We start from the raw sequence: 7,492 nt of genomic DNA, 5'->3' as shown, positions 1-7,492 counted from the left end.
AACTATTGTTGTGTAAATTAAATGCATTTCTTGGATTATGACTCAACGATCAAGTCGTAATTAGCTAAGAAACGGATCAGTAATCAACGAGACATCACTCAATCAACTACTAGGAATCACATTATGAAAAAATTCACTATCGCGTTAGTTATCGCTCTACCAACGATTGCCCTACCTATGTTCTCGGCAGCTGCAACAGATGTTGTAAATAATCGTCAACAGGCTTTCAGTTCTATTGAAAAGGTCAGCAAGCACCTTGATTCAGAGTTGAGCAATAGTGATGTTGATTGGCAGAAAGTCGGCGAGTTAAGTGAAGTGTTGGTGAATCATGGTGAAGTACTGAATGCGAGTTTTGCTGAAGGTGACACTGGAGGTAAGGCAAAAAAGGAGATTTGGAGTAAACCTGAGAAATTTAACCAACTGATGGTACAAATGAACCAAGGCTTTGCAGAGCTGTATCAAGCGAGTGTTGAACAAGACTTGTCGAGTGCAGAGCAAGGGTTAAATTCTGCGAATAAGACGTGCAAAGGATGTCACCGTACTTATCGTTCACGTTGGTAACGATTCTAACAACGAGCTTTGAATACAGGTGGTAAAGTCGAACCCTTACCACCATAGTCCTATCGCACAGCCTTCTTTTCTTTGTGCTATCAATTCGAATGCACTAGGGGCGGGAAAGGGCGTGAATAAATTAGTCGCGAATAGTGACTTTTGTAATCACAATATCTTCGCAAGGCACATCTTCGTGTCCCCAACGAATAGTTGTTGGTGCTACCGCGATTTTGTTTACTACATCCATACCTGCTGAAACCTTACCGAATACCGCGTAACCCCAGCCTGCGTTGGTTGTTGAGGTGTGATCTAGGAAGTCGTTGTCGTCAAGGTTGATAAAGAATTGCGCTGTCGCTGAATGCGGTGCATCGGTGCGAGCCATCGCCACTGAGCCAATCACGTTCTTTAAGCCACGGTTTGCTTCATTGACGATTGGTGCGCGAGTTGGTTTTTCTGTCATGTCGATAGTGTGCCCACCACCTTGAATCATGAAACCTTCAATAACGCGATGAAATGTTGTGCCTTCGTAGAAACCGTCTTGGCAGTATTTAAGGAAGTTTTTCGACGTTACCGGCGCTTTTTCAAGGTTCAGTTCAATTTCAATGTCGCCAAAGTTTGTGGTCAGAATGATCATAAAGGTCCCAATATTTGAGTGCTAATATTTTTAATGCTACAGCACAGTGGATAGCTTAATTGAGTGCAGTATATGAAAAATTGTGGAGGATGCCAGTTAACAATACTCCCCAAGCGGATTTATGGGATTGCTGAGCGGCTAGATAGACTTAGTATAAGAAAGCCAGCGATGAAATCACTGGCTTTGAGATACCTAAAGCTGGCTAATTATTACTAAAGAGTCAGCAGGTAATTTACTAGTTGGTTGTACTCTTCGTAGCTCTTGATTTGATCCGGTTTCACGATGTATTTGTTGTTGACCAATACACCAGGAACACCGGTTAGCGTGCTCGCATCAAACTGTTGATCAAAGCGTTTCTGCATCGAGTTAACCGCAAAGCTGTTGTATGCCGCGTCAAACTTCTTAGCATCGACACCATTATCAATGAATACTTGGCGCAGTTCAGCTTCATCGCGTGGTGTCTTTTGCTTCTCATGGATCTGAGCAAACATGGCTGGAACCATGCTCTCTTCAGCATCTAAAGCAATCATTGTTGCGTAAGCTTTTGCCATCGGTACTGCCATGTTGTTACCCATAAAAGCGACGTGAACTTTTTGGAAGCTTGCTGTTTCCGGTAGGTCTTCTTTTAGGTACTTAATTACCCCTTCGAATTTGTAACAGTGTGGGCAGTAGAAAGAGAAAAATTCAGTCACGACTGGCTTTTCTGATTTTGCCACATCAAGGATCTTGTAGTGAGTGCCTTCTTCAAACTGAGCTGCGTTGACTGAAGCGCTCATAATCAGAGCAGCAAAAAGGCTAAATAGTTTTTTCATGTGTTTATTTCCTAAATTTGGATGTCGTTAAGCACAGCAAAACGGCTGTTTTTTGGTGGCATGGATTGCCGATTCGGGACAAACGATTAAGAAATAGGAGGGCGATAAGGTGCTTGAGGCGCAATAATCGCTTTATGTGAAGGTTCTTTTTCAATGAGAGCCAAAGAGGCAATTTGAGTATCAAAGGACTCAGACACAATCAATGGTGGCATTTTTAACAAGCAAACTGAGCCGCAACAATGATGTTCAACATTAGCCTGAGCGATTGGCTGTGAAGGCGAGATAATGTTTGACGGCGTTGATAGATGTTGAGACGCAACGATATTGTTACTCGCAATGCTATCCACACTGATGGTGGCCATTAACATCGCAAGCAGCATAAAAGCGTGTATCCAAATTTTGCTTATCAACTTTGGCATGAAATAGTGGTCTTTGTATCGGAACAACGGCTGAAACAAATCAGATTCTGCAACTGGCAAACCGCTCAGCTACAAAACGAGCAAATCATACCTCACTCGTTTATCTATCTCTAATTAAAACCCGGCAAAACTTAGCAGGGCTCAACTTTTGTTACGCTTGATACTGTTTCAGGAACATTTCGACACTGGATTGGATGATCACTTGTTTGTACGCATCGTTTGGTGACGGCGCATGACCAATGATCTGTGGCCAAAATGCAAAAGACTTTAAAAGCGCAATAAACTGGGTAGAAGCAAACAGAGGGTCGAGCTCGACTAAGCGACCATCGGCCTGCGCAGCTTTTATCCAAGTCATCAATCCACTCTCTGCTTGAGAGTATTTCTCCATTGCTAGGCTCGCGAGTTCAGCATTATGGAAGTACTCAGAGAAAAGTACACGTGATAAGTCGATAAAGCCTTCTGACTCGAGTAATTCAAGCTCTTGGTTGGCTATCGACGAAAGCTGTGCTTCAAGTGGCAGTTCTGCTTGATAAGGGAAATGCGTCGCCGCCAGAGTTTTGCTCCAAATGCTGTCTAGGATCTCATCCAAAAGCAGTTCTTTGCTGGCAAAGTGGTTGTATACAGTACGCTTTGATACTTCTGCACGGCTCGATATTTTATCCATGCTGGTGGCCTTGTAACCATGCTCAGTAAACTCAGCGATAGCAGCGGCAACGATCGATTCACGTTTTCTTTGGCTCAGCGTTTTTTTTACAGTCATTGGGATACTACTCAATGTGTCGCGGTTAGCATTACATACGTTAATTTTACACCAGTAAGTTTACTTTTAGAACACCAATCCGAGTATTGGTAATTAGGTTGATAGCAACTGAATCGCTTTGCAATGCACTGTGGGTATCATAGAATCGAAAGCGTATTCGAATTTTATTGATATCAACGGAAGAGAATAAACAATCAATGAGTAGTATTTTAGAATGTATTCGTACAGTTGGACGAGGAGAAAGAGGGCGCAAGCCTTTATCGTTCGAACAAGCCTACCGCATCATGGATGAGTATTTAAGCGGCGAAGTCGGTGACGACCAGATGGCTATGCTACTGATGTTGATTCGTGTGCAGAATGAAACCAATGAAGAGATCGCAGGCTTTGTTAAAGCGTTTCAATCTCGAGTGCCAGACTTAGGCGCTGATATTGATTGGCCATGTTACGCAGGTAAACGTAACGATAACGCCAGTGGTAAGCCTTGGAATTTGTTGGCGGCAAAAATCTTAGCTGACAATGGCTATAAAGTCTTAATGCATGGCTATATGGATAAGCCGAGTGGTAGGACGCACGTTGAAAGCCATTTGCAAGATGTTGGTGTACAAAGTGCTGAGAGTCCTGAACATGCTAAGGCGATTCTTGAACAAGACGGCATTGCGTACTTACCACTCGCTAATTTTGCTCCCGAAGCGCAAACCATGATTGGTTGGAAACATCGTTACGGGTTGAGAACTCCGATCAATACCGTGGTTCGAGCATTGAACCCTGGTGGTGGTCGTTTAGGTCTGCGTGGCAGTTTCCATCCAGGTTTTCCGCAACTTCACGCGGAAGTTGAGCACGTGATTGGCAATAAATCCCATTCGGTTATCTCATTTAAAGGGATGAACGGTGAATCGGAATACAACCCTAAAGTTAGCCAAACGGTGTGGATGAGCTCTCCTGATAAGGTTGAGTCGTTCTACTGGGAAGAGATGATGAACCTAGATCTGCCACTTCCGAGTCAATGTGTACTTGGAACGCCGACTGAAGAGATGGCGTTAATGGCGAATACCGTTGTCGACAGTATGACAGCCATCTTATTTGCGGAAACACACGATAAAACTGAGGCATACCAGAAAGCTGTGCGTCTTTGGCATGAGTATTGTGCGCGTTAGATGTTGGTTTTTAACCAATAAGAGGAGGTCAGCAAGAGCTGGCCTTTTTTGTGCCTGACTTTAGCAAAGGGCTTTTAGTTAAAGATCAAACAATAGAGCTATTTCACTCGCATTAATCGATGCATTTTGTCTTCGAACTGAATCTCAATCACCTGTGAGATTTTCATCTTCTCAACACGAGCAAGCATTTTTGCTTGGTAATCACGTTTTTTCATCCACTCTAACGGCTCTTTAAAGCCATCTTCATTAATCACAAACGACTGATCGGTAATCGAGTCTTCAAAGATATGTACAACCCAAATACGCGATTGGAAATCCAATAACTCGCTAAAGTAGCTTTTTAACTTAGATAAGGAGTTAGATAAGTACGTTTGAGAAGGCATAGTAAACCGTGTTTGGACAATGAAAATCGGTAAGGGCACCGTCTCATGATTATAACCTTTACCCGTTAGGCTTGTCAGGTCGAATCAGGCAGCCATTCACGGCTAGTGTTATTGCTATTGCTATTGCGGTTGTTATTGTGGCTGCCTGTCAGTGATTCACTAAATGTGTCGGATTCTCTACTTTACGAATAGGCCGAAGTCGATCTCTTGATCTCTTTGATACTTCACCAATTTCACTTTCAGGTTGTGCTTTGCTGCTAGATCAATAGCCAAGCACGACATGTGCTTTACCTCATCAATGCAGCTTGAAATAAGTGGTTTTTCTTGATTATCGATAGTGGCGACGAGTGTGTTTTCTGTACCGTCGTTACCGGCATAAACATACGCGTACATGTAGTTGTCGTGTTGCATAAACTTCCTAAATCGGGTTTTTTAATTATTAGTGTGGTGAAGATTACAGGGTTTATTTACGCAGACTAGTTCAGCTAAGTAAGCTTGAGAAAGGGAAAGTAAGGCTTTGTAAGGGCTCTTTTTTTATTTTTTCTGGAGTTCTAAAACGTGCTCAACCCTTTGTTTGTCTCACTTTTTTGTCTTGTTAGGTTTTGCCTATCAATAAAATTGTTGAAATCCATTTAGTAAAATCAAGATTTTAGACAACAATTAACTTAACAAGATAGAAAAATCTATGACGCAAAGTATTTAGGGAGAACACAATGCATTCTATTAAAGTAAAAGATTACATGACGCAGCAGGTTGTGACATTTACTCCTGATATGCCGTTAAGTCTAGCGTTAGACAAAGTGATGCGCAGCCACCATATGGGCGGGCCGGTAATCGATGATAACGAACAAGTGATTGGTTTCCTTTCAGAGCAAGACTTATTAGAAAAATTAGTTAAGGTGAGCTACTTCTGCCAAGACACACACATTGTCGGTGATTGTATGTACCAAGAGGTGCTATCAGTGTCGCCGGACTTATCCATTATCGAATTGGCAGACATGATGCAAGTGGGTAAACCAAAGGCTTATCCTGTAATCGACAACAGAAAATTGGTCGGAATCATCACCCGAACAGATGTTCTAAGAGCGATTGGCAAGAACTTAGATGAATGCTTCAAACATCCTGTATAGTGGCATGTTAAGAACGATTATTTTTCTCAACACCCATAAATAACAAAAGGCGCACTAGCGCCTTTTTCTTCGTAGAGTTTTTGTCGAACGGTTTGATAGGGCTCAAACGACGAAGCTTTGACTTGTGGTGTTCCAGTTTTTGGAGGTTTCATGTCAAACCAAACTGCAAAGTTTGTAGAAGGTTCAACGATGCGTCACATCTTGGTGATGTCTGGGGCTGGTTCAGTTGGCTTGATGGCGCTGTTTGTGGTCGATTTACTCGATATGCTGTTTATCAGTATGCTGGGACAAGTAGAATTGGCTGCCGCAGTCGGCTTTGCAGGTACTCTCACTTTCTTCTCTACCTCCGTTTCGATAGGCACCTCTATCGCGATGGGTGCATTAGTCTCCAAAGCTATCGGCTCAAAAAATCAAGAACACGCTAGGAACTTAAGCACCAGTATTATGCTGACTGCATTTGTTATCAGTTCAACTGTCACCGCAATTATGTTCGCTTATATTCCAGAGTTGTTGGCTGCGATTGGCGCCAAAGGGATCGCGGCTGAGCGTGCTCAGGCTTACCTACAGATTTTGCTGCCAAGTGGTCCATTTTTGGCGTTAGCGATGGCTGCGGGTGCGGGCTTAAGAGCGGCGGGCGATGCAAAACGTTCAATGTGGGCGACTTTGTCGGGCGGTATTGTTAACGCGATTCTTGATCCTCTGTTTATTTTTGGTTTTGGTTGGAACATCGAAGGGGCGGCTATCGCTTCGGTTGTTGCTCGTTTTTCGGTGTTATTCTTCTCGCTTTACCCTCTGATTCGCAGCCATCAACTGGTGGCTCCGCCTTCTTTTGTGCAATGGCGTCTTAATATTCGTCCAATATTGGCGATTGCGCTGCCTGCGATTATCACCAATACCGCAACGCCTATCGGTAACGCGATTGTGACAACGGGTATCGCACAATATGGTGAGGATTTTGTCGCGGGCTTTGCCGTGATTGGTCGTTTGACTCCAGTTTGTTTTGCGGTGATTTTTGCCTTGTCTGGTGCGGTAGGGCCAATCATTGGTCAGAACTTCGGTGCAGAGCGCATGGATAGAGTCAAAGAAACACTCAACAACTCGTTGCTGGTGACGACACTCTATACCATCGCCGTTTGTATTCTGTTGTACTTCCTTCAAGGTTACGTAATTCAAGGGTTTAGCCTACAAGGTGATGCGGCAATCATTGTTGCGGCTTTCTGTACTTATGTAGCGTTGACCTTCACCTTTAACGGCGCTTTATTTGTTGCCAATACGTCTTTCAACAACCTAGGTAAACCACTTTACTCGACGGCGTTGAATTTGGGTAAGGCGACGTTAGGTACTCTGCCATTCGTCTATCTAGGCTCGCATTGGTATGGCGCTTTAGGTGTGCTCTACGGACAAGCGTTAGGTAATGTTTTGTTCGGGATTTTAGGTATCTTGGTACTTCGCCACCATATCGCTGAGCTGGTGCAAGGTTCTCAAGTTGATCCTGTAGAAGACGATGTGTCGATTGTCAGCTTGAACACACAGCCGTTTTGTTCACACGATGCGGTTCTTATTGATGATGTGTCTGCGAACCGAGAAGAGTGTGCTGAGCTTAAATCGCAGTAAGTCAGTCCTTTCTGAGTAAGATTTTTATTTTTTT

General features: G+C 43.4%; 10 protein-coding genes. 4 read left to right on the top strand and 6 right to left on the bottom strand.

Going from position 1 to position 7,492, the window contains the following annotated elements; all coding sequences use genetic code 11:
• Window positions 1-123: 123 nt before the first annotated feature.
• On the top strand, window positions 124-561 hold the full coding sequence (locus BCT34_RS07720) for a cytochrome c (protein WP_076650960.1): 438 nt from the start codon (window positions 124-126) through the stop codon (window positions 559-561).
• Between the two features lie 130 nt (window positions 562-691).
• Here the strand turns inward: BCT34_RS07720 and BCT34_RS07715 are convergent, their stop codons facing one another.
• The 4 genes from BCT34_RS07715 to BCT34_RS07700 all read right to left on the bottom strand — a co-directional run bounded on the left by BCT34_RS07715 (window position 692) and on the right by BCT34_RS07700 (window position 3,177).
• On the bottom strand, window positions 692-1,186 hold the full coding sequence (locus BCT34_RS07715) for a peptidylprolyl isomerase (protein ID WP_076650961.1): 495 nt from the start codon (window positions 1,184-1,186) through the stop codon (window positions 692-694).
• Window positions 1,187-1,398: 212 nt separating this feature from the next.
• On the bottom strand, window positions 1,399-1,998 hold the full coding sequence (locus BCT34_RS07710) for a thiol:disulfide interchange protein DsbA/DsbL (protein WP_076650962.1): 600 nt from the start codon (window positions 1,996-1,998) through the stop codon (window positions 1,399-1,401).
• Between the two features lie 86 nt (window positions 1,999-2,084).
• On the bottom strand, window positions 2,085-2,417 hold the full coding sequence (locus tag BCT34_RS07705; protein WP_076650963.1) for a hypothetical protein: 333 nt from the start codon (window positions 2,415-2,417) through the stop codon (window positions 2,085-2,087).
• Between the two features lie 151 nt (window positions 2,418-2,568).
• Window positions 2,569-3,177 (bottom strand): TetR/AcrR family transcriptional regulator, encoded by a 609-nt coding sequence (locus tag BCT34_RS07700; RefSeq protein ID WP_076650964.1) that lies wholly within the window; start codon window positions 3,175-3,177, stop codon window positions 2,569-2,571.
• Between the two features lie 167 nt (window positions 3,178-3,344).
• Here BCT34_RS07700 and BCT34_RS07695 point away from each other — a divergent pair, with 167 nt between their 5' ends.
• A complete protein-coding gene (locus BCT34_RS07695) occupies window positions 3,345-4,331 on the top strand; it encodes a glycosyl transferase family protein (RefSeq protein WP_076650965.1) in 987 nt (328 codons plus the stop codon).
• 98 nt (window positions 4,332-4,429) lie between these two features.
• On the opposite strand, the gene BCT34_RS07690 is transcribed toward BCT34_RS07695, so the two are convergent.
• Both BCT34_RS07690 and BCT34_RS07685 read right to left on the bottom strand, forming a co-directional pair.
• Window positions 4,430-4,714, bottom strand: a complete 285-nt coding sequence (locus BCT34_RS07690) for a hypothetical protein (RefSeq protein ID WP_076650966.1) — start codon at window positions 4,712-4,714, stop codon at window positions 4,430-4,432.
• A gap of 177 nt (window positions 4,715-4,891) precedes the next feature.
• The gene (locus tag BCT34_RS07685) at window positions 4,892-5,125 is read right to left on the bottom strand and encodes a hypothetical protein (RefSeq protein WP_076650967.1); all 234 of its coding nucleotides are present in this window, start codon (window positions 5,123-5,125) and stop codon (window positions 4,892-4,894) included.
• A 302-nt stretch (window positions 5,126-5,427) separates the two neighbouring features.
• Between BCT34_RS07685 and BCT34_RS07680 the strand changes: the two genes are divergently transcribed.
• Together BCT34_RS07680 and BCT34_RS07675 are read left to right on the top strand one after the other, a co-directional pair.
• On the top strand, window positions 5,428-5,844 hold the full coding sequence (locus tag BCT34_RS07680; RefSeq protein ID WP_017632179.1) for a CBS domain-containing protein: 417 nt from the start codon (window positions 5,428-5,430) through the stop codon (window positions 5,842-5,844).
• Between the two features lie 150 nt (window positions 5,845-5,994).
• Entirely contained in the window at window positions 5,995-7,458 is a 1,464-nt protein-coding gene (locus tag BCT34_RS07675; RefSeq protein ID WP_076650968.1) for an MATE family efflux transporter, read from the top strand.
• The last annotated feature ends 34 nt before the right edge of the window (window positions 7,459-7,492 follow it).

The organism is Vibrio sp. 10N.261.45.E2, from assembly GCF_002875705.1.
Taxonomy (GTDB): domain Bacteria; phylum Pseudomonadota; class Gammaproteobacteria; order Enterobacterales; family Vibrionaceae; genus Vibrio.
Note: the sequence above shows the minus strand (reverse complement) of the source record. Positions and strands in the feature narration are given on the sequence as shown.